The following is a 17,561-nucleotide window of genomic DNA, read 5'->3' as shown; positions in this document are numbered from 1 at the left end:
TCACTCCTCGAAGGACTGGACGAAGACATGCGCGTCCGGCTCGGTCTGGAAGGCGGCCGCGGCGGTCTCGATGCGCGCCAGCTGTCCAAGCGCGCGCGAGCACGGAAAGCCGTAGCGGGCGGCGACGCGGTCGCTCGCGATGGTCAGCGCCTCGCGGGCCGACGCCACGAACGCCTCGACCGGGTAGGCCTCGCCGACGCGGAAGAAGTCGTTGATGACGAGCGAGGGCGAGTAGCAGGTCTCGCGCGCACCATCGGGCCAGCGGATCACGAAGCGCATCTCAGGCATGGGCGAGCTCCGCGAGGCCGCGATAGGCCGGCAGGTGGGCGGAGGCCACGGCCTCCCAGCCGCAGCCCGCCGCGAGGCGCGGCCCCCGGGCGGCGAAGCGCGATCGCAGCGGCTCCGCCAACGCCGCCATCAGCGCATTCGCGATCGAAGCCTCGTTCAACGGGTCGCACCAGGCGACATCGGCGTCGCCGAGATATTCCGTGAAGGGCGCGATCCGCGACGCCACGACCGGCAGCCCGCAGGCGAGCGCTTCGAGCGCGACCAGCCCAAATCCCTCGACCAGCGAGGGGAAAGCCAGCACGTCCGCGACACGGTAAAGCGCCGGCATATCCTCGTCCGGCACGAAGCCCGCGAGCGAGACTGCCTCAGGCGGCAGGCCGGCCTCGGCGCGCTCCTGCGCAAAGGCGCGGCGGTAGTCCGAATGGTCGAGCAGCGAGACCCCGCCGGCGATCACCAGCTGTGCGCCCGGCGCCATCAGCGCCAGCTGGCGGAAGGCCGCCAGGATTCGGCGGCTGTTCTTGCGGCTCTCGACGCCCCCGACCGACAGCACGATCGGCCCTGCGCCAAGCCCGAGCCTCGCCCGCAGCGCCGCTTCGCGGCCATCCGCGATCGGGGTGAAGCGCTCGGCGTCGACGCCGTTGCCGACCACGATCGGCTTCAGGCCGTGCTCGTCGGAGAGCCGCGCCCGCCAGGTCTCGCTCACCGTAAAATGGACGTCCGCCGACACGATCGCTTGGCGCTGCAGCGCCTCGAGCGCAGGGCTGGCGAAGGCGTCGACATGGTGCACCGTGCGGGCGAAGCGGTCGATCGCGCCCTGCTCCTTAAGGGTCGCCAGCGCATTGCCCGAGATGCTGTCCTGAGCGTGGAAGAGGTCGAAGCCCCGGTGCGAAGGAGCGTCGAACCAGGCGAGGTAATCGGCGATGCGCGCCTCGGCCATTTCGAGCACGCCGCCGGAGAAGCTTCGCGCGGGAATGACGACCGTCTCGCACAGGGTTTTGCGGAAGAACCCGGCGCCGGCGGGCGCAAACACCGTCGGCGCGTGGCCGAGCCGCGCCAGCGCGTCGCCGAGCTCCAGCGCATGGACCACGCCGCCGCGCGGATTGGTGGAGTGGCACAGGATCGCGATCCGGAGAGGGGCCCTCATGCCGTCACCCGCCGCCGCGCGCAGCCGATCAGAGGTTTCTGGGCGAGGTCCCACACTGTGGCGCGCGCCCCGCCTGACGCGACGGAGACCAGCCCGCCCTCGCTGATCTGGCCGCAATCGGCGGCCGCGATTCCCCGGGCGTGAAACCTGGCCAGCGTCGCGCCCACGTCGGCGGGCTGCACCGCAATCAGATAGCCGAAGCTCGGAAAGCTCAGCAGCCACCGCTCGAGGTTCACCCCCTCGGGCTTCGGCAGCGCGTCGAGATCGATCTCGATCCCGACTGCCGAGCACTCCGCGAGCATCGCGGCGGTGCCGATCACGCCGGCCTGGCTGATGTCCTTGGCGGCGCACGAGAGTCCCGCCTCGGCGATTTCGGGCAGCAGTTCGAGATCGCCGCGCAGCCGCGCCGCCGGCGCCGCGGTCGCGGCCTCCCAGTTCGAAAACGGTTCGCGGTAGCGCCCGCGCAGGTCGATCGCCACGATGAGCCGGTCCCCCGCCGCCGCGTCGAAACTGGTGAGCAGGCGCCGGGCGCGGCCGAGGATCGCCACCGAAAGCCGGCGCGCGTCCGAGGAGAGGTTTGCGTGGCCGCCCACCACCGGCACGCCGAAGCGTTCCGAAGCCGCCCGCAGCCCGTCCAGCACCGGCGCGGCCGAGGCGTCGCCGTCGGCCCACAGCGCGTCCACCACCGCGATCGGCCGGCCGCCCATGGCGGCGACGTCCGAGACGTTGACCATCACGCCGCACCAGCCGGCGAACCAGGGGTCCTGGTCGACGAACGTGTCCAAAAAGCCCTCTTGGGCGAGCAGCAGGAAGCCGTCGCCGTCGGGGATCGCGGCGCAGTCGTCGCCGACCGGGATGGCGGAGGCGCCGTCGAGCCCGAGCCGCGCCGCCGTCGCGGCGATGTCGGCCTTGGCCGCGAAGGCTCGGCTGCCGCGCAACCGCTCCGCGATCCGCTCGAGCGCGCCCTGGGCGATCATCAGGCCGCCCGCCGGGTCAGCGCCAGGAAGCCGATCTGCGGCGTCTCGAACGGCGGATAGAAGGCGAGGTCTGCCTCCATCTTGAGATGCGGGTGGCCGCGCAGCTCGATCTCCTCCAGAACACGCCAGCGCAGGCGGCGGAACAGCGGGCCGTTCTGCGCCTGCACATGGGCGAGGAAGCGCGTGCAGCCGCGGGCGTGCGCGGACGACACCGCGAGCCGTATCAGCGAGGCGCCGAGCGCGCCGACCCGCCGGTGCGACTGCGCCACGGCGAGCCGAGAGCCCCACCAGACCCCCGGCGCCTCCTCGTGGATGCGCACCGTGCCGACCACTGCGTCGGTCGCGACCACAAAGGACAACAGCGCCACGATCGGCGTCGCGAAATCGTCGATGGCGTCGCGGTCGGACGCGTCGAACAGCCCCTGCTCGGCGCAGAGCACGTCGCGCCGCAGCGCCATCGCGCCGGAGACCTCCCACGGGTCGGTCGCCCATTTGATCTGGTAGCCGCCGGGGACGAAGGGGCGAACGGGCTCGAAGATCATGACGCCAGCGCCCTCTCATAGGCGGAGAGCGCCGAGCAGGCGCCGCATTTAGCGCAGCCGGCCTTGACGTCCGTGGCCTTCAGGCCGCCCGCCACCAGCATCCGGGCGAGCGGCCGCAGGATCGCGTCCATGAAGTCGGCCGAGGGCGTCGGGTGACGCTCGAGCGGCGTGCCGGAGATCGGGACGAACGGCACCACGAAGGGATAGACGCCGAGCCCGATCAGCCGCTCGCAGGTCGCCAGGATCGCCTCCGCGGGGTCGCCGAGGCCCGCGAGGATGTAGGTCGAGACCTGCCCGCGCCCGAACACCGGCACCGCCGCCGCGAACGCCTCGTAATAGCGCGCGAGCGAGACCTGCGCCTTGCCGGGCATGATGCGGGCGCGCACCTCGGGCGTCACCGCCTCGAGATGCATGCCGAGCGCGTCGACGCCGGCTTCCCTAAGACGCCCGAACCAGGCGTCGTCGTTCGGCGGTTCGCACTGCGCCTGGATCGGCAGGTCGACCGCCGCCCTCACCGCCGCGGCGCTCTCGGCCAGAATGGCCGCGCCGCGGTCCTTGCCGGGCGGCGTGCCGGTGGTCATCACCATGTGCCGGACGCCGTCGAGCCGCACCGCGGCCTCCGCCACCTCGGCGAGCTGCGCCGGGGTCTTGCGCTCGACGGTGCGGCCGGCGGCGAGCGACTCGCCGATCGCGCAGAACTGGCAGGTCTTGGCGCGGCTCTGGTAGCGCACGCAGCTCTGCAGCACGGTCGTCGCCAGCACGTCGCGGCCGTGCAGGGTCGCGATCTTCCAGTATTCGACGCCGTCGGCGGTTCTGAGCTCGTAAAAGCGCGGCCGGAGCGGGAACGACACGTCGGCGATCACCTTGCCGTCGCGCGTCAGCCGGGAGCGCCCGAAGGCGTCCGGCTTCTCGACCAGATAGGGGCTGTCGAAGGCCGGCGCTGTGTGGACCGGCGCCATCACGGTCATGCCGTCGATGGTGATCGCCTTGTGGTCCGAAGGACCGGCGCCGCCGCGGCGGCTGTCCGCCCCGGCGCTAGGGTCGACCAGCCGCACTCCGGAGGACTGCAACGCGTTGATCAGCTCCTCCGTCCTCACGGAGATCGGAGCTTTCGGGGGCATCGGCTTCATCGTGCGTCCTCCCGGATGCGGATGAGGAATACGGGCGGCGGACCGGCGCCTGCGGCCGGTCGTCGAGCGTCACGCTGAGCAGTTCTGGGCGCGCGTAATGGCCGACCGAGTCCATCATCCGCTTGCGCTTGGTGACGAGCGCGAGGTCCAGATCGGCGATCAGGATCCCCTCGCCGGCGGTCAGCGGCGGCGCCAGATGGGCCCCTTCGGGCGACACGATCGCCGTCATGCAGCCGCCGGTGAGCGCCTTGCGCAGCCCCTCGTCGGGCGCGATCGCGGCGCGCTGTTCGTCGGTCAGCCAGCCGGTGGCGTTGACCACGAAACAGGCGCTCTCGAGCGCGTGGTGACGGATCGTCACCTCCATCTGGTCGGCGAAGATCGGCCCGACCATCGAGCCCGGAAACTGCGCGGCGTGGATCTCCTCGTGCTGCGCCATCAGGGCGTAGCGGGCGAGCGGGTTGTAGTGCTCCCAGCAGGCGAGCGCGCCGACCCGGCCGACCCTCGTGTCCACGACCTTGAGGCCGGAGCCGTCGCCCTGCCCCCAGATCATCCGCTCGTGATAGGTCGGCGTGATCTTGCGGCGCTTGAGCTTCAGGGCGCCGTCGGCGTCAAAGATCAACTGGGTGTTGTAGAGCGAGCCGTGGTCGCGCTCGTTGACGCCGAGCACGATCACGGCGCCGTGCCGGCGCGCCGCGGCCGAGACCGCGTCCGTGACGGGGCCCGGCACGACCGGCGCCTCGTCATAGAGGCGCAGGTGCTCGGCCCCGATCGCGACTGGCGGGCGCACGAAGGAGAAATACGGGTACCAGGGCACGAAGGTCTCGGGGAAGACGACGAACTCCGCCCCCTTGCCGGCCGCCTCGGCGAGCGCCGCTAGCACGCGGTCGAGCGTGCCGCCGGGCTGTTCGAGGTCGGGCGCGATCTGGACCGCCGCCGCCCGCACGATGCGCTTCTCAGCCATGCCCGCCTCCCCGGCGCGCCGGACGCTCAGAGCGTCCAGGTGTCGAGGATGAAGGCGTTGTCGCGCCGGTGCAGAAGCACGAGGTCGAGCACGTCGAGCGGGCTGATCGGCGTGATGCCCTCGATCAGCGACGGCTCGCCATGGCCGTAGAGCGCCTGCAGCGCGAACCGGCAGGCGTAGACCTTGCCGCCTTCGCTCATGAACTTGGTGATCTGGTTGTTGAAGTTCTGGTGGCCCGGGAAGGCCTCGTCGCCGAGCGTCGGGAAGCCGCGCTGCACGCCGAGCGTCACGCCCGGGCCGTAGAGCAGCACGGAGGTCTCGAAGCCCTTGCGCAGCAGGCGGGTGGCCTGCAGCAGGTTGACGAGGCCGATCGAGCCCTCGAACGCGACGGTGTGGAAGGTGACGAGCGCCTTCTCGCCCGGCAGCGCCTTCACGTCCTCGAACTTCTTGTCCTCGTAGTCGACGAAGAAATCGCCCTTCTTATGGGCGGGCTTGGTCACGGCTGGCATGAGCGCCTCTCCTCCACGCGGCGGGATCGCCGGCTACGGGCAGAGATCAGCAAGCGACGTGCCAGAAGCCGGCGCCCGGTGAGGCGCAGAGACCTCAGTCAAAATACAGTCATTGATGCATTCAATTTCCCGAGAAAATCGCCTTCCGAGCAGGCGCCCCTCGCTCAAACGCAAGGCATCCGCAGCTTTTCTGAGCGGGAGCGAAATCGTGGCCGCGCCGGAGTGACAAACGCGTCTGCAACAATATACATTCAATTATTCGCCGCCGGGGGAGCCGCCTATGAACGACTGGACTCCCGACCTCGCCGTCGGCGGAAAGCCCCATTATCTCGCCATCGCGGACGCGCTCGCGCGCGACATCGACGCGGGCCGGCTCTCGCTCGGAGATCGGCTTCCGCCGCAGCGCAAGCTCGCCCGCAGGCTTGCGATCGATTTCACCACCGTCGCGCGCGGCTATGTCGAGGCGCGCAAGCGCGGCCTCGTCGAGTCGCGCGTCGGCCAGGGGACCTTCGTGAGCGGCCGTCCGTCCGGGGCGCCGGCGCCGCGCTCCTCGCGGCCCGAACTCGTCGACCTGTCGATGAACCTGCCGCCGGAGATCGACGATCCGGCGCTCGTCGGGCGCATGCAGGAAGGGCTCGCGGAGGTCGGACGCGACCTTATCTCGCTGCTGCGCTACCACCCGTTCGGCGGCGCGCCCGCCGATAAGGACGCCGCGACCGCCTGGCTCGGCCGGCGCGCGCTGGTGCCGACGCAGGACCGCATCTTCGTCACGCCGGGCGCCCACGCCGCGCTGCTCGGCATCTTCGGCGTGCTGGCCCGCCGGTCGGACGTGGTGCTGTGCGAGGCGATCACCTATCCGGGGGCCCGCGCCATCGCCGCGCAGCTCGGTCTCAGGCTCGTCGGCCTGCCGATGGACCAGCACGGGGTGACGCCTCAGGCGCTGACGGAGGCGTGCGAGCGGCTCGCCCCGAAGGCGCTCTACCTGAACCCGACGCTGCAGAACCCGACGACGCTGACGATCCCGGAGGAACGGCGCGCCGAACTCGCCGCGATCGCTCGCAGTTTTTCGCTGCCGATCGTCGAGGACGACGCCTATGGCTTTGTGCCGACGGCCAAGATCTCGCCTTTCGCGGCGCTTGCGCCGGAGCTGACCTGGCACATAGCGGGCCTCGCCAAATGCATCGGCGCCGGGCTCAGGGCCGCCTATGTGGTGCTGCCGAGCGCCCGCGCCGGCTTTCCGTTCGCGGCCGCCCTCAAGGCCGCCAACGTCATGGCCTCGCCGCTCACCGTGGCGCTCGCCACGCGCTGGATCGAGGACGGCACCGCCGACACGATCCTGCGCTTCATCCGGCGCGAGACCATGGCCCGCCAGGCGCTGGCGAGCGAAATCTTGCCCGCGGGCGCGTTCCGCGCCGATCCGCTGAGCTTCAATCTCTGGGTCACGCTGCCGAAACCCTGGACCCGCGCGGCCTTCGTCGACCAGATGCGGCCGACCGGCCTCGGCGTCGTGGCGAGCGACGCCTTCACGGCCGGCGGCGCGCCCGAGGAGGCCGTGCGGGTCTGTCTCGGCGGCCCCGCGAGCCGCGACAAGATCCGCCACGGCCTCGAATTCATGGAGCACGCGCTCGGCGAGGCGCCGGCCGCGGTCGCAAGCTTCCTCTAGCCCGCGGCCGCCACCGTCACGCTCCAGGGCGCGCCGGCGTCCGGCTTGGCTAAGCCCAGCACCGGCACCGGGCCTTCGCGCGTCAGGTCGAGATCGTAGGTCACCCGCGCGCCATAGCGGCCGGGCGCCTGCGGGTCGTGGCGCACCTTGTCGAAGGCGATCACGCGGGTGCCGAGGTTGAAGGCCTCCTTGAGGTCGTGCGTCACCATGATGACCGTCATGCCGAGGCGCGCCCACAGCGGCTTGATCAGCGCGTGCATCTGCGCCCGCGTGCCCGGGTCGAGCGCGCCGAACGGCTCGTCGAGCAGCAGCACCTTCGGGTCCTTGGCGAGGGCCTGCGCGATCGCGAGCCGCTGCTGCATGCCGCCCGAGAGCGCGGCGGGATGCTTGTCGCGATGCGCGGAGAGGCCGACCTGCTCGATCAGCGCCTCCGCCTTGTCGCGAGCTTCGCGCCGCGCGGCCCCGAACAGGCGGCCGAGCGCGCGGGATTTTCCGAGCTCATAGGCGAGCAGCACGTTCCCCAGGACGGTGAGGTGCGGGAACACCGAGTAGCGCTGGAACACGACGCCGCGGTCGGGCCCCGGCTCGTCCGGAAGCGCCTTGCCGTCGATCAGCATCCGCCCCCGCGACGGCCTGTCCTGCCCCAGAACCATGCGCAGGAACGTGCTCTTGCCGCAGCCGGACGGGCCGACGATCGCCAGGAAGGCCCCCGAGGCGACCTCGAGATTGAGGTTTTCGAGCACGATCTGGTCGCCGAACTCGACCCAGACGTTCTCAACCGTCAGCGCGCTCATCGCCGCTCCCCCTCATAGGCCCAGGAGAAGGCGGAGCGCGCCAGCCGCGCCAGCGCCAGGTCCATCACGAAGGCGATCAGCGTGATCCAGGCGACGTAAGGCAGAATGACGTCCATCGCGAGGTAGCGGCGCACCAGGAAGATCCGGTAGCCGAGGCCGGAATCGGAGGCGATCGCCTCGGCGGCGATCAGGAACAGGAAGGCCGGGCCAAGCTGCAGCCGCACGGTCTCGATCAGCCGCGGCGTGACCTGCGGCAGCACGACCCGGAGCACGGCGGTCCAGGTCGAGGCGCCGAGGGTCTGCGCCTTGACGAGCTGCTCGGTCGGGATCGCCTGCACGGCGAGCGCGATGTCGCGCACGATCGGCGGCGCCACGCCCACGATGATGAGCACCACCTTCGACAGCTCGCCGAGCCCGAACACGATGAACAGGATCGGCAGCACCGCCATCGGCGGGATCATGGATATGACGCCGATCAGCGGCCCGCCGGCGGCGGTCGCGACCGGCAGCGCGCCGATCGCGACGCCGAGCGTGAGCCCGATCAGCGTCGCGCAGCCAAGCCCGATCGCGAGCCGGCGAAGGCTCGAGACCGTGTCGGCGACCAGCGTGATCTCGCCCGTGCGGCGGTCCTGTTCGGTTGCGAGCCGTCCCATCGTGTCGGTCATCTCGGAGACCGGCGGGAGCAGCTTGTCGTTCGGGTTCGCGGCGCGCCGCTCGGCCGAGCCCAGCACATAGACCGCAGCAAGCAGCAGGAAGGGCAGCATGGCGAGCAGAAGCCTCGCCCCGGCGCCCGGCCGGACGTTCATCGCGCGACGCATACACACCTCATCTGACGGCGACGGTCATGGGCGCGGCCGCGGCTCGGGGCGCGACCGCTCGCGTCCCGGCCCGCGGCCGGGACACAGTGGCGGGCGACGCTCAGAGCTTCCCGTCCGCAGCCATCTTCATGTAGGTCGCGTCGAAGCGCAGCTTGACGTTGCCGGCGTCCCCAAGAGTTTTGCCGCCCGGAAAGCCGATGCCGACCGCGTCCTTGGTCTTGGCGCCTTCGCCGAGCAGGCCGTGGTCGAACGAGAAGGTGCGGACCAGCTCCATGGTCTTCACCACGTCCTGGCTCTCAACCAGCGCGACGGCGTCGGCGGGATTGGAGAACAGCCTGGTGCCGCCGAGCTGCGCCTCGAAGCCGGCGAGGTCCGTGCCGGAGGCCTTGGCCATCGCGGTCTTGGCTTCGCGGGCCTTCTCGCCGTCGCCTTCCATCAGCGCGAGCGTCTCGTACCAGATGCCGACCAGCGCCTTGCCGAAGTCGGGATTGTCCTTCAGCGTCTCGGTGTTCACGCCGAGGCAGTCGATGATCTCGCCGGGAATCTTGGAGCTGTCGAACAGCTCGGTCGTGCCCGGTTCGGCCTTCACCTCGGCCAGCATCGGGTTCCAGGTGACGACATGCGTCACGTCGGGCGACTTGTAGGCGCTGGCGATGTCGGCGTCGGAGGTGTTGACGACCTTCACGTCCTTTTCGCTCAGGCCCGACATGTCGAGCGCGCGCGCCAGCAGGTAGTGCGAGACCGAGAGCTCGACGAGATTGATGCTCTCGCCCTTCAGGTCCGGGATCGCTTTCGCGGTCTTGGAGACGATGCCGTCATTGCCGTTCGAGAAGTCGCCGACGATCAGCAGGGTGGTGTCGACGCCGCCGGCGGCCGGAATTGTCAGGCCGTCCATATTGGTCAGCCCGACGCCGTCGAACTTGCCGGCGGTGAACTGGTTGATCGACTCGACGTAGTCGTTGAGCTGCGTGAGCTTGATGTCGATGCCGTATTTGTCCGCCCATTTCTTCACGATGCCGTTCTCGGCGGCGTACTGCCACGGCATCCAGCCGACATAGATCGTCCAGGCGACGTTGAAGCTCTTCTTCGGCGCGGCCTCGGCGGGCGCGGCGAAGGCCATGAGTGAGAGGGCGAGCGCGGCGGTCAGTTTGCGCAGCATGGATGCTCCTCGGTCGTGCGGCCTGTCGCGGCCATGTCGTTTCCAGGGGAGTTCGCCGCAAGCATGGAGGTCGGTTCGCGGCGGCGAACCCGTGCAGTGACCTCCCGGGCTTTTGCCCCGCCGTGTCTTCCCGCTCTGAGGCCGCGGAAAGTGCGTCTCTCGGACCAGCGCCGCCACCAGGACGGCCGGAACCCTAGACGCTCTGCACGACAAGGCTTGAGCAAGCGCCATGCCAGCCGCAAAGCTTGTGCGCCGCAACGCGCCGCGTGCGGTTCGCGCCGCGCCGGGCGCCCAACGATTGAGCAAAAGCCTAGTTATTGCGGCCTGGGGCGCCGTCAGGCGTCGGCGAGCTGCGCCAGCCAGCGGCGCGCCGCCTCCGGATCGCGCAGGCCGTGGGCGGCCGCGGTCGGGCGATCCGCGGCGCCGACGAGGATCGCGCCCCCGCCCATGGCGACGGCGGCCTCGAAGGCGAACTCGTCGGTCAGGTCGTCGCCGATCACCAGCGGGATTCTGCCCGCGAAGGGCGGCTCCGCCATCAGGGCTCGCACCGCGCCGCCCTTGTCGCAGCCATGCGGGCGGATCTCGACCACCATCTTGCCGGGCTGGAGCTCATGGTCGGGCGCGAACTGGGCGACGAGCTCGGAGACGCGCGTCCGCACCTCGTTCTCACGCTCCGGGACCGCCCGGTAATGCAGCGCGACGCTCGGCCCCTTGTCCTCCAGCAGCAGGCCGGGGCGGACGTCCACGAAAGCGGCGAGCGCAGCCCTCAGCCGCTCCGACGGCCGCTCCCCCGCCGCCGCGATGCGGCCGCCGCCGCGCCGGCGCAGCTCGGCCCCGTGAAGCGCAGCGGTCGGCAGCCGCAACGGCGCCAGGATGCCGTCGGAATCCGCGAGCGCGCGGCCGGTGATGACCGCAAGCGCGCCGCCCAGCCGGTCCGCCAGACGCCCGATCGCCGCGACCGTCTCGGGCGCGATCCGCACCGCCTCCGGCGTCGCCGCGAGATCGAGCACGGTGCCGTCGAGGTCGAGGAACAGCGCGAGCCGGTCCGGAAAACCGTCCGGGCGCGCCGGCGGAGGCGTCAGTTGCGTGGCGCCAGCGGCGCGCGCGTCGACGAGGCCATCCGGCATGGCTGCTCCCGGACCAGAACTTACGCGGGAAATCTGCGTGGGCGGCTAGATAGCAGGCTGAGGCCCGGCCGCAACCCGGCGCAGGCGGCGTCAGCCCGGCAGGGTCGCGAGATGGTTGTCCCAGCGGAGCGCGCTGATGCGGCGGCCGACGATCACCGCGCCGTCCTCGTCGGCCGCGATGCGGATGACCTCGCCGAGCCCGTTGCTGGCGACGAAGCGGCCGGGCTCCAGCTCCGCGGCGAGCCCGCAGCAGTCCGGGATCGCCACCACGCCGACAGCGTCATCGACGGCGAGATCGTAGACCACCACCACGCCGCCCTTGGGGCCGGACGCCGCGAGGAAGCGCCCGGATCGGTCGATCACGAGCGAGCCCACGGAGCCGCCGATGCGCGCATTGATGGCGTAGCCGGCGTCGAGCCATCTGAGCCGCGCGCCGTCGAGCCGGGCCACGAGCGGCCGGTCATGCGCGCCCGCGGCGGTGTCCTGCGCCGCCACCAGCACGCCGCCCTCCGGCGTCACCGCAAGATGACGCAGCGACAGCGAGGCGAAGTCGGGGCCGACCTCAGCGACCGTCTCGACCGCTCCGCTTCCCGGCCGGATGAGGGCGAGGTTGGAGCGGGCGCGCGTGGTCCCGAGCGCGGCGATGCCCGGCTCGCTCTTCGGCTCCCGGGCGCCGTTCGCGACCGCGATCAGGCCGCCGGCGGAGATGACCTCATGCGGCCCGACGCCCGCCGAGCGGAATTCGCCCGCGACCGCGTAACCGCCGCCGACGTCGCGGACCACCACGAAGCCCTCGCCCGTGACAGCGTCGATCTCAGCGGACAGGAAGCTCCGCCCGTCATCCGCATAGGCGCCATGGCCCGAAAACCGGCGGCCGGAACTCGCCCGGAAGCTCGCGCGCACGCTCCGGCCCTCGCCGTCGAGCACGAAGGAGACGTCGCCGGGCCGCCTGCCGACCGCGACCGCCTCCCGACCGTCCGGCCGCGGCGACAGCGCGTGCAGCCGCACCGGGACGGGCGCGCCCGCCGTCTCGGCGAGAGACGCGTCGAGCCGCCCGACCTGAAATGCTCCTGCCGCGTCCATCGCGGAGCCGAGCAGGCGCGGCACGAACGTCTCGGCGCGAAGCGTCCTTGGGCCCACGGTCGCGAGCCCGGCGGCGCCGAGCCCGGCGACCACGTGACGGCGCGTCAGATGCATCGCCTAGTCACCGTCCAGCGCGTTGAAGCCGAGCGGGATTCCGAGCGCCGGCGCTAGATTCTTGGCGAGGTCGTTCTGCGCCGTCTTGAGCGCCGCGATGGCGGCCTCGATCGCCGGGCGGCGCTTCGGGTCCGCAGCGGCCTGGCCGAGGTCGTCCGGCAGCTTCGCGGCGGCGGCTTCGGCGGCCGCGAAGTCCTTGTCGTCGGCGGCGGCGATGTCCTTGGGGGCGGCGGACGCGAAAATCCGCGCCTGGGCCGCGAGGCTCGCGACGGCGGCCCTGATGGCCCGCGCCGAGCGGCCGGACCGCCAGCCCTCCGCCGCCTTCGGACGCGCCATGTCGGGCGAACTCCCGAGCATCGGGAACAGCTTCATGTCGTTGACGCGCTGAAAGCCGCCCGCGAGGTCGGTCATCAGCCGCGCCGCCGCCTGGGCGGGATCGGCGAAATGCACCGGATCGCCCTCGCCGCGCTTCAGCCGCGCCAGCGGACCGTCGGGCGCGCGCCACGCCGCCACGATCTCGTCGGCGATAGCCGCGAGATTGCGCGCCACGGCGACGCCGACCCGGCAGCGCGCCTGCGGGGTCGCCTGATCGGTCTCGTAGAGCAGCCGCTCGAGCGCCGGAAAGCCCTGTCCGGCGACGCTGACCCGCTCGACTGCGTCGGCTGGAAGTTCGCCGGCTTTCGCCTTCGCCTCGAGCTCGCCGAGCGCCTTGGCGACGGCGTTGCGCCGGTCCGGGCCAAAATAGATGCGGTCCGCGCGCAGGCCCACGCTCGCCGGTCCGATTGTGACGTGCTCGACCGCGGCCCAGCCGTCGGCAGCCGTTTGGAAGCGTTCGCGCAGAATCGGAAGATCCGCCGCGAAGTCCCCGTCCCGGCAGGCCTCTTCCCACGCCTTCGCCTGCTCGGCCGTCGCGCCGCGGAAGGTCTCGTAGCGGGGCAGCAGATAGCTCTCGATCATGCCCGCGGCGAGCGGCCCCGGCGCAGGCGGCTCGGTGAGGGCGATCGCAGGAGCGCCGCCGAGCAGGAGAGCGATCAAAGCGAGCCGAAGCCGCATGGCGAGCATCCCGTTCAGATCAAAGGCCGTTGACGAAGTCCACCAGCGCCTTGCGCTCGCCGGCGGAGAGCGCGTCGAAGCGGCCGCGCGCACCGGCCGCCTCGCCGGCGTGCCAAGTGATCGCGGCGCTGACCGTGGCGGCCCGACCGTCATGCAGCAAGCCCGAACCTTGCGCCAGAGCGCGCGACAAGCCCCAGAGCGGCGCCGTCCGCCATTCGGCGCTCAGCGCGCCGGCCTCGCCCATGCCGTCGTCGAGCCCGCGCCCCATGTCGTGCAGCAGCAGGTCCGTATAGGCCGCCGCGACGCCGCCGCCCTCGAGCTTCAGCGCCGGCGCGTGGCAGGCCGCGCAGCCGATCGAGGCGAAGAGAGCCGCGCCGCGGCCGCGGGCCTTGGCGCCCAATGGCGCCGGCCGGGCTTCGAGGAACGCCATCAGGCTCGCCATCAAGGCCGGCGCGACCTCTGGCTCGCCGGGCGCGGCTCCGTGGGGGGCGGCGCGGCACGCCGCCTGAGCCTCGGTGCAGTCGCCCGCCCCGTCCGGCCGAAGCGTGGTGGAGAGCCCCAGATCGAGCGAGAAGGCGAGCGCGGCCTGCGCCTCCAGCGTCGGCTCGGCGGCCTTCCATCCGAACCGGCCGATCGCGCCGCCGCCGATCCGGTTGGCGCGGCCGGAGACGCCGTCGCCGTCGCGGTCGTCCGGATCTTCGCGCGAAACAATCTCCGCCTCGGGCACGCGCGCCAGCAGCCTGAGGCCGGCGAGCGAGGGCGCCACGCGCGGCGACAGCCGCAGGTCCGCGGAGGGCTCGCCATAGCCCCAGCCTTCGACGCGCCACTCGGGCCGCGGCGGAAAGCCGGGCGTCGCGGAGGCGAAGCGCACGGCCGCCCGGCCCTCGCCGGCCGCGTCGCCAAGCCCATCCGGCTGAAGCTCCTGGCCATAGACGGCGTCGCCGGCCCCGGCGGCGTCGCCCAGCCGGACCACGAGGCCCGGATGGGTGGCCGGATCGTCGCGCCCGAGCCGGAAGGTCGTGCGCCCGCCGCCGGCGTGACAGCTGGCGCAGGAGCGCGCGGAAAACAGCGGCCCGAGCCCATCGGCGTGCTTGGTCGAGGACGGCGCCCGCACCCACATCCGGTCGAACACCGCCTTGCCGATCGCGACGTCGAGCCCGTCGGTCGCCGCCGCGCCCACTGTCGCGGTCAAGGCGGCGGCGAGCAGGGAGAGCAGCGCCGGGCGAAGGAGGCGCCGCGCGCGACAGGCGGCGCCGTCTCCCCTCATGCCACCCTCACATAGCCCATCATGCCGGTCTCCTGATGCTCGATCAGGTGGCAATGGACCATCCAAGCGCCGGGGCCGGGCGCGACGAAGGCGATGGTGACGCGGTCGTTCGGGGTCAGCAGCACCGTGTCAGCGTAGTGCACCGGCAGATCGGCGCGGGTCGACTTCACCACCTTGAAGGTCGCGCCGTGCAGGTGGATCGGGTGGACATGCGGAGTTTCGTTGGAAAGCTCCGCCACGTAGGTGCGGCCCTCGCGCAGAGTGAACAGCGGCGGCGGCACGCGGCTGTGGTCGCCGCCCGGCCAGGACTGGCCGTTTATGCTCCAGTTGGTGGTGGTGGCCGCGCACAGGCTGTCGAGCAGCGCTTGCGACAGCGGGTCGTCATCCTTGATGGCGAGCGCGGCCTTGCCGCCCGACGCGGTCGCGAAGGCGAGCCGCAGCCGCTCCGCGCCCTTGAGCTTCGGCTCCGGGATCGGGCTGCGCGTCAGCGGCGCAGGGTCGAAGGCGCGCTTCGGCTGGGCCGCGCCCGCGCCCAAAAAGGTCGCGAGCGTCACGGGCTCGGCCGCGAAGAAGTCCATCAGCCGGCCCTCGCCGCCCGCGGCCGGGGCCCGCACCACAACGTCGAGCCGCATCGCGGGCCCGAGCCGCCACTCGCTCAGCGGGAACGGTGCGATCGGATTGCCGTCGATCGCGATCACGGCCGCCTCCATGCCCTCGAAGCCGACGCTGCCGACGCGGGTCGAGTCGAGGTTGAGCAGGCGCAGCCGCACGTCGCCGCCGGCCGGAACCTCCAGCCTCGGCGCGATCTCGGCGTTGGCGGTCCGCACCGTCCCGAAGGTGCCGGCGCGCAGCTCGCCGCGGCGGGTCGCGAAGGGCAGATAGCCGCCGGTGTTCGGGTCGAGCCGCCAGTCCTTCAGCACGAGCGCGATGTCAGCGTCGTAAGGACGGCTCTCGTCGCCCTCGACGATCATCACGCCCGCGAGCCCGCGGCCGAGCTGGGCGACGGTGTCGCAATGCGGGTGGAACCAGAAGGTGCCGGTGTCCGGCGGGGTGAAGCGGTAGGCGTGGCGCTCGCCGGGCCGCACCGGCTGCTGCGTGACGTAGGGCACGCCGTCCTGGTCGTTCGGGATTCTCAGCCCGTGCCAGTGGATCGAGGTGTGCTCCGGCAGCCGGTTCTCGAAGTCGATCGCGAGCGTCTGCCCCTGCCGGATGCGCACCAGCCGGAACGGGGCGTCGCCATAGGTCCAGATCGAGGTCGCGGGTCCGTCCGGGCCGAGCAGCCGCGCGGGCTTCTCCGAAGCGACCAGCGACAGCGAGACCTCGCCGGAGGCCGGCGCGGCGACCCTCTCCGGCAGCGCCACGGGCGTGCGCGCAAGACCCCTCGCGGAGACCAGCGCGGCGCCCACGACGGCGAGCCCGCCGCCGAGCAGCGTCCTGCGGGAGAGTGCGTTCGGCATGAAAGACGTCCGGATTGATCGCCCGGGGGGCGGCCCGGAAGGCCGGTCGGGGAGCATGCCCCGGACCGGCCGGCGCCGCTTTACTGCGTCACCTTCTCGGGGTTGTCGAGGCTGTCGGAGCCCTCGACGGAGATCTTCACGCCGAGCTTCGCCACCACGGCCTCGACGCCATGGGTCTGCGCCACCAGCGCGTCGATCACGTCCTGCACCAGCTTGTTGCCCTCGGCGTTGCCCTCGCCGATCATCTGGTCATAGGCCATGCCGCCGTCGCCCTTGTCCTTCATGGCCTGGGCCTTGGCGAGGGTGTCGGCGAACAGCGCGTCGAGCTTCTGCGCCTCCTCGGGCGCCTTCGCCTCGGCGTAGGCCTTCGGGGACGGACCCTCGACCACCGTGCCGTCGAGCCGCGTGTACTTGCCCTGCCAGATCTCGGTCATGCCGAGAATGTCGTAGAAGTGCGAGTTGTAGGTGTTGTCCGAGAAGCAGTCGTGCTCCTCCTCCGGGTCGTGTAGGATGAGCCCGAGCTTCATGCGCTCTCCGGCGAGCTCGCCATAAGAGAGGCTGCCGAGGCCGGTGAAGATCGGCGCCAGCGCGGCCCCGCCGCTCTTCTTCATCAACGCGACGCGGGCCTTGCCCTTCGGTCCCCAAAGCTTCTCCATCGCCGTCAGGTCGTCGACCAGAAGGTCGCTCGCAGCCTTCAGATAGGCGGCGCGGCGGTCGCAGTGCTCATGGGTGCAGCCGGCGCCCTGGACATAGTCGGTGGCGGGACGGTTGCCCGCGCCCGGCCCCGTGCCGTTCAGGTCCTGCCCCCACAGCAGGAACTCGATCGCGTGGTAGCCGATCGCCACATTGGACTCGACCTCGCCGGCCTCGTTCAGCGAGATCAGCAGCTTCTTGTCGATCTTCGAGGCGTCGACGGTCTTGCGGCCGAGCTTGAACTTGGGGTTGGCGATCACGTTCAGCCGGTAATACGGGTTCTCGTCCGAGGTCTCGCCATAGCTCGCGTCGACATAGTCGATCAGCCCCTCGTCGAGCGGCCAGGCGTTGACCGCCCCCTCGAGGTCGTCGACCGCCTTGTTGCCGAAGCGGAAGCCCTCGGTCTGCTGATACGGCGCGCGCGCCGCGCGCCACGCCTTGCGGGCCTCGCCGAGCGTCTCGTCGGTCGGGTTCGCGAGGAACGCGTCCACCTTGGCGTCGAGCGCCTTGGCGGTCGTGACCGCGTCGCCATACATCGCCAGCGCGACGTCCGCGTAGGTCTTGGCGACGTCCTTGGCCGCCGGCGCGTCAGCGAGCGCGCCCGAAAGCCCGAGGACGCTCAGGCCCGCCCCCGCGAGCGCCGCGATCCATCTGCTGGTCATGTGCCGTTTCTCCCCTGCCCGCCGGGCGCGATTCAGCCGCGCCCGCACAAGGCCTCGGCAGGCCCCCGCGCGTCGCGTCGGCGGCCACGGAGAACCCCTGCCGAGGGGAAGTCAATCGGC

At 71.6% G+C, this 17,561-nt stretch carries 17 protein-coding genes and 1 riboswitch; of the genes, 1 reads left to right on the top strand and 16 read right to left on the bottom strand.

The window, feature by feature from the left end; translation table 11 throughout:
- The 7 genes from VM780_RS07125 to VM780_RS07095 are packed head-to-tail and all read right to left on the bottom strand — an operon-like array spanning window position 1 to window position 5,551.
- Window positions 1–288 carry an MSMEG_0570 family nitrogen starvation response protein gene (locus tag VM780_RS07125; protein ID WP_325446562.1) on the bottom strand — a complete coding sequence of 96 codons (288 nt, stop codon included), beginning with the start codon at window positions 286–288 and terminating at the stop codon, window positions 1–3.
- Window positions 281–1,432, bottom strand: a complete 1,152-nt coding sequence (locus tag VM780_RS07120; protein ID WP_325446560.1) for an MSMEG_0565 family glycosyltransferase — start codon at window positions 1,430–1,432, stop codon at window positions 281–283. Before VM780_RS07120 ends, VM780_RS07125 begins: the two co-directional genes overlap by 8 nt.
- Window positions 1,429–2,409: a sll0787 family AIR synthase-like protein gene (locus tag VM780_RS07115; protein WP_325446558.1), complete on the bottom strand. Its 981-nt coding sequence runs from the start codon at window positions 2,407–2,409 to the stop codon at window positions 1,429–1,431. Before VM780_RS07115 ends, VM780_RS07120 begins: the two co-directional genes overlap by 4 nt.
- Window positions 2,409–2,951, bottom strand: coding sequence for an MSMEG_0567/Sll0786 family nitrogen starvation N-acetyltransferase (locus VM780_RS07110; protein ID WP_325446556.1), 543 nt, complete (start codon window positions 2,949–2,951; stop codon window positions 2,409–2,411). Before VM780_RS07110 ends, VM780_RS07115 begins: the two co-directional genes overlap by 1 nt.
- The gene (locus tag VM780_RS07105) at window positions 2,948–4,081 is read right to left on the bottom strand and encodes an MSMEG_0568 family radical SAM protein (protein ID WP_325446554.1); all 1,134 of its coding nucleotides are present in this window, start codon (window positions 4,079–4,081) and stop codon (window positions 2,948–2,950) included. The genes VM780_RS07110 and VM780_RS07105 overlap by 4 nt, the downstream gene beginning before the upstream one ends.
- Window positions 3,987–5,042 (bottom strand): Nit6803 family nitrilase, encoded by a 1,056-nt coding sequence (locus tag VM780_RS07100; RefSeq protein WP_325446552.1) that lies wholly within the window; start codon window positions 5,040–5,042, stop codon window positions 3,987–3,989. The genes VM780_RS07105 and VM780_RS07100 overlap by 95 nt, the downstream gene beginning before the upstream one ends.
- Before the next feature lie 26 nt (window positions 5,043–5,068).
- A complete protein-coding gene (locus VM780_RS07095) occupies window positions 5,069–5,551 on the bottom strand; it encodes an MSMEG_0572/Sll0783 family nitrogen starvation response protein (RefSeq protein WP_325446550.1) in 483 nt (160 codons plus the stop codon).
- Between the two features lie 280 nt (window positions 5,552–5,831).
- Between VM780_RS07095 and VM780_RS07090 the strand changes: the two genes are divergently transcribed.
- Window positions 5,832–7,214 (top strand): PLP-dependent aminotransferase family protein, encoded by a 1,383-nt coding sequence (locus VM780_RS07090; protein WP_325446548.1) that lies wholly within the window; start codon window positions 5,832–5,834, stop codon window positions 7,212–7,214.
- Here VM780_RS07090 and VM780_RS07085 read toward each other — a convergent pair.
- The 9 genes from VM780_RS07085 to VM780_RS07045 form a co-directional block, all read right to left on the bottom strand.
- Window positions 7,211–8,008, bottom strand: coding sequence for an ABC transporter ATP-binding protein (locus VM780_RS07085; protein WP_325446546.1), 798 nt, complete (start codon window positions 8,006–8,008; stop codon window positions 7,211–7,213). The two genes, VM780_RS07090 and VM780_RS07085, sit on opposite strands and share 4 nt — an antisense overlap.
- On the bottom strand, window positions 8,005–8,826 hold the full coding sequence (locus tag VM780_RS07080) for an ABC transporter permease (RefSeq protein WP_325446544.1): 822 nt from the start codon (window positions 8,824–8,826) through the stop codon (window positions 8,005–8,007). Before VM780_RS07080 ends, VM780_RS07085 begins: the two co-directional genes overlap by 4 nt.
- 100 nt (window positions 8,827–8,926) lie before the next feature.
- Window positions 8,927–9,985: a putative urea ABC transporter substrate-binding protein gene (locus VM780_RS07075; protein WP_325446542.1), complete on the bottom strand. Its 1,059-nt coding sequence runs from the start codon at window positions 9,983–9,985 to the stop codon at window positions 8,927–8,929.
- Between the two features lie 99 nt (window positions 9,986–10,084).
- Window positions 10,085–10,193: riboswitch (guanidine-I (ykkC/yxkD leader) on the bottom strand.
- A gap of 127 nt (window positions 10,194–10,320) precedes the next feature.
- Window positions 10,321–11,112 (bottom strand): trehalose-phosphatase, encoded by a 792-nt coding sequence (gene otsB / locus VM780_RS07070; protein WP_325446540.1) that lies wholly within the window; start codon window positions 11,110–11,112, stop codon window positions 10,321–10,323.
- Between the two features lie 90 nt (window positions 11,113–11,202).
- Complete coding sequence (locus tag VM780_RS07065; RefSeq protein WP_325446538.1) at window positions 11,203–12,309, bottom strand: DUF1513 domain-containing protein; 1,107 nt, start codon at window positions 12,307–12,309, stop codon at window positions 11,203–11,205.
- A gap of 3 nt (window positions 12,310–12,312) precedes the next feature.
- A complete protein-coding gene (locus VM780_RS07060) occupies window positions 12,313–13,362 on the bottom strand; it encodes an imelysin family protein (RefSeq protein ID WP_325446536.1) in 1,050 nt (349 codons plus the stop codon).
- A 19-nt stretch (window positions 13,363–13,381) separates the two neighbouring features.
- Window positions 13,382–14,629 (bottom strand): di-heme oxidoredictase family protein, encoded by a 1,248-nt coding sequence (locus tag VM780_RS07055; protein WP_325446534.1) that lies wholly within the window; start codon window positions 14,627–14,629, stop codon window positions 13,382–13,384.
- Window positions 14,626–16,086 (bottom strand): multicopper oxidase family protein, encoded by a 1,461-nt coding sequence (locus tag VM780_RS07050; protein WP_325446532.1) that lies wholly within the window; start codon window positions 16,084–16,086, stop codon window positions 14,626–14,628. Before VM780_RS07050 ends, VM780_RS07055 begins: the two co-directional genes overlap by 4 nt.
- An 80-nt stretch (window positions 16,087–16,166) precedes the next feature.
- Window positions 16,167–17,441 carry an imelysin family protein gene (locus VM780_RS07045; protein ID WP_325446530.1) on the bottom strand — a complete coding sequence of 425 codons (1,275 nt, stop codon included), beginning with the start codon at window positions 17,439–17,441 and terminating at the stop codon, window positions 16,167–16,169.
- Window positions 17,442–17,561: the final 120 nt, after the last annotated feature.

It is taken from the genome of Hansschlegelia sp. (genome assembly GCF_035538955.1).
Classification (GTDB): domain Bacteria; phylum Pseudomonadota; class Alphaproteobacteria; order Rhizobiales; family Methylopilaceae; genus Methylopila.
The sequence above is the reverse complement of the archived record's forward strand: the minus strand, read 5'-3'. Positions and strand labels throughout refer to the sequence as shown.

Excerpts from the sequence above, each read along its gene's own strand:
- VM780_RS07125 (WP_325446562.1), bottom strand. The coding sequence starts at position 288 with ATGCCTGAGATGCGCTTCGTGATCCGCTGGCCCGATGGTGCGCGCGAG.
- VM780_RS07120 (WP_325446560.1), bottom strand. The coding sequence starts at position 1,432 with ATGAGGGCCCCTCTCCGGATCGCGATCCTGTGCCACTCCACCAATCCG.
- VM780_RS07115 (WP_325446558.1), bottom strand. The coding sequence starts at position 2,409 with ATGATCGCCCAGGGCGCGCTCGAGCGGATCGCGGAGCGGTTGCGCGGC.
- VM780_RS07110 (WP_325446556.1), bottom strand. The coding sequence starts at position 2,951 with ATGATCTTCGAGCCCGTTCGCCCCTTCGTCCCCGGCGGCTACCAGATC.
- VM780_RS07105 (WP_325446554.1), bottom strand. The coding sequence starts at position 4,081 with ATGAAGCCGATGCCCCCGAAAGCTCCGATCTCCGTGAGGACGGAGGAG.
- VM780_RS07100 (WP_325446552.1), bottom strand. The coding sequence starts at position 5,042 with ATGGCTGAGAAGCGCATCGTGCGGGCGGCGGCGGTCCAGATCGCGCCC.
- VM780_RS07095 (WP_325446550.1), bottom strand. The coding sequence starts at position 5,551 with ATGCCAGCCGTGACCAAGCCCGCCCATAAGAAGGGCGATTTCTTCGTC.
- VM780_RS07090 (WP_325446548.1), top strand. The coding sequence starts at position 5,832 with ATGAACGACTGGACTCCCGACCTCGCCGTCGGCGGAAAGCCCCATTAT.
- VM780_RS07085 (WP_325446546.1), bottom strand. The coding sequence starts at position 8,008 with ATGAGCGCGCTGACGGTTGAGAACGTCTGGGTCGAGTTCGGCGACCAG.
- VM780_RS07080 (WP_325446544.1), bottom strand. The coding sequence starts at position 8,826 with ATGCGTCGCGCGATGAACGTCCGGCCGGGCGCCGGGGCGAGGCTTCTG.
- VM780_RS07075 (WP_325446542.1), bottom strand. The coding sequence starts at position 9,985 with ATGCTGCGCAAACTGACCGCCGCGCTCGCCCTCTCACTCATGGCCTTC.
- otsB (WP_325446540.1), bottom strand. The coding sequence starts at position 11,112 with ATGCCGGATGGCCTCGTCGACGCGCGCGCCGCTGGCGCCACGCAACTG.
- VM780_RS07065 (WP_325446538.1), bottom strand. The coding sequence starts at position 12,309 with ATGCATCTGACGCGCCGTCACGTGGTCGCCGGGCTCGGCGCCGCCGGG.
- VM780_RS07060 (WP_325446536.1), bottom strand. The coding sequence starts at position 13,362 with ATGCGGCTTCGGCTCGCTTTGATCGCTCTCCTGCTCGGCGGCGCTCCT.
- VM780_RS07055 (WP_325446534.1), bottom strand. The coding sequence starts at position 14,629 with ATGAGGGGAGACGGCGCCGCCTGTCGCGCGCGGCGCCTCCTTCGCCCG.
- VM780_RS07050 (WP_325446532.1), bottom strand. The coding sequence starts at position 16,086 with ATGCCGAACGCACTCTCCCGCAGGACGCTGCTCGGCGGCGGGCTCGCC.
- VM780_RS07045 (WP_325446530.1), bottom strand. The coding sequence starts at position 17,441 with ATGACCAGCAGATGGATCGCGGCGCTCGCGGGGGCGGGCCTGAGCGTC.